The organism is Alteromonas sp. 14N.309.X.WAT.G.H12 (assembly GCF_036697315.1).
In the GTDB taxonomy this organism is placed as follows: Bacteria; Pseudomonadota; Gammaproteobacteria; order Enterobacterales; family Alteromonadaceae; genus Alteromonas.
Genome location: NZ_JBAHZB010000217.1, coordinates 1 through 1,552, shown reverse-complemented (window position 1 = coordinate 1,552; position 1,552 = coordinate 1). Strand labels below are relative to the sequence as shown.

General features: G+C 39.8%; 3 protein-coding genes. All 3 read right to left on the bottom strand.

Annotated features, from left to right (window positions below):
* Positions 1-127 precede the first annotated feature (127 nt).
* The 3 genes from V5298_RS20590 to V5298_RS20580 all read right to left on the bottom strand — a co-directional run bounded on the left by V5298_RS20590 (position 128) and on the right by V5298_RS20580 (position 1,457).
* Positions 128-505, bottom strand: a complete 378-nt coding sequence (locus V5298_RS20590; RefSeq protein ID WP_332933276.1) for a hypothetical protein — start codon at positions 503-505, stop codon at positions 128-130.
* A 126-nt stretch (positions 506-631) separates the two neighbouring features.
* The gene (locus V5298_RS20585) at positions 632-883 is read right to left on the bottom strand and encodes a hypothetical protein (RefSeq protein WP_332933275.1); all 252 of its coding nucleotides are present in this window, start codon (positions 881-883) and stop codon (positions 632-634) included.
* Positions 884-1,007: 124 nt separating this feature from the next.
* Positions 1,008-1,457, bottom strand: a complete 450-nt coding sequence (locus tag V5298_RS20580; RefSeq protein ID WP_058548041.1) for a DUF4265 domain-containing protein — start codon at positions 1,455-1,457, stop codon at positions 1,008-1,010.
* Between the last annotated feature and the right edge of the window lie 95 nt (positions 1,458-1,552).

Sequence of the window (1,552 nt, the reverse complement as noted above, 5' to 3'; positions counted from 1 at the left end):
CACATCCTTAGTTATTGCCCAGTCAATTTTTGAAATGGTTAGACAAATACTCACAGGCTCTCCATAAAATATAACGCTTCAAATATGGGGCGCGTGCTTTTTGCGCGTCCCTGCCATAATTTGTTTGTTAGGTAACGTTTACCCAACGGCCAAACCTAATTATTTGTTGAGAAGCATACTCCATAACCCAAGAGCGATCTGCTGCCACAACAAGCATGTGTTTTTGTTTAAAATAATCTTCTGATTTTTTAAGCAAGGCTTCCCAAGTTGTTTGCTGAAGCTCAGACCAAGCAGAATCAGTTAAAATGACTATAGTGGAACCCGAAACGCCTTTGCTATTTAACCAAGACGTTAACTTTTGAATATGAGTTTCATCTTCAAATGAAGCCACTACCCATTCACTAGTTTCATCAACACCAGAATCCCAAACAACTTCGTGTAAATGAGGTTCAACTAGTTTTCTTATATCTCGACTTCGCAAAGCTTGGTTAAGAAGATTGACCATCCGTAGTTACCTAACTTTTAAATAAGGGGCGCAGGCATGTGGTGCATAATGGCTAAGCCGCCCCGCATGTATGCGTCCCAGCCTGCGCAGCAGGCGACTTAATTTTTTTGTTATATGCAAATGTTACTACGAGCTTGTTTTACCAGAAGGTAAACTTAAGCGACTAATGATTTTATTCAGTTTTTCAGAGCTTACATTGTCGTTGAAATACAACCTATAAAGTCCATTATTATTTGTTGAGCCGTCAATCACACCTTTGGGGATAAGATCAAAGTGTTCAATAAATAAGTCTTCTAGTTCATCTAAATCATTGTAATTTTCTGTCTGAACAAATGGACCAAAGGAATCCCTGCCAGTTTGAACCTTAAAATCGATCATTCGTAACTCAAATCATTCACTTGCATATAACTTTTAAATAAGGGGCGCAGACATGTGGGCTATAATGCGAAGCAGCCCACGTGTATGCGTCCCAGCGAACGCAGTGAGTGACTTAATTTTTTTGTTATGTTTCGGTGCTATGAGCACACTTTGCCTCTTCAAACTCCCACACTCCCGCAGATTCACCTGATTCTAAAATTGAATAAGCGGTAAATATATCGGTTGAAGGTGGCACATCAATACTTAGCAACTTTGATTGAGATCCTTCATAAGTACAACCAATGTGTTCAAGTTTCTGCCAATATTGCCCAAATCTATCGCTTTCTAGAACTCCAGCTTCTAGTAGTAATCTATAAGTTGAATGACCCGAGTTTTTAACAATCTCTACAACCTCTGGAGTTTCGTTACCTCTTGCTTTTACAACATCAAGATAGCTAAAACCATAAGCTGCGAACGGCGAGTTCTGAAGTCTGTAATTATCGTTGCCCAAAGGCTCTGCCCACAAAGTTTCTGTACTGGCATTTTGAATGTTATCGGATGTCAGCGTAATGCTGACTTTTACTAAATTTTCCAAAATATCTTCCGAGAAACATAACGGCCCGCATAACGGGCAAAAATACGTAGGCTACAATAACCAAGCGAAGCGTAGGGAGCCTACGTATTTTTGTC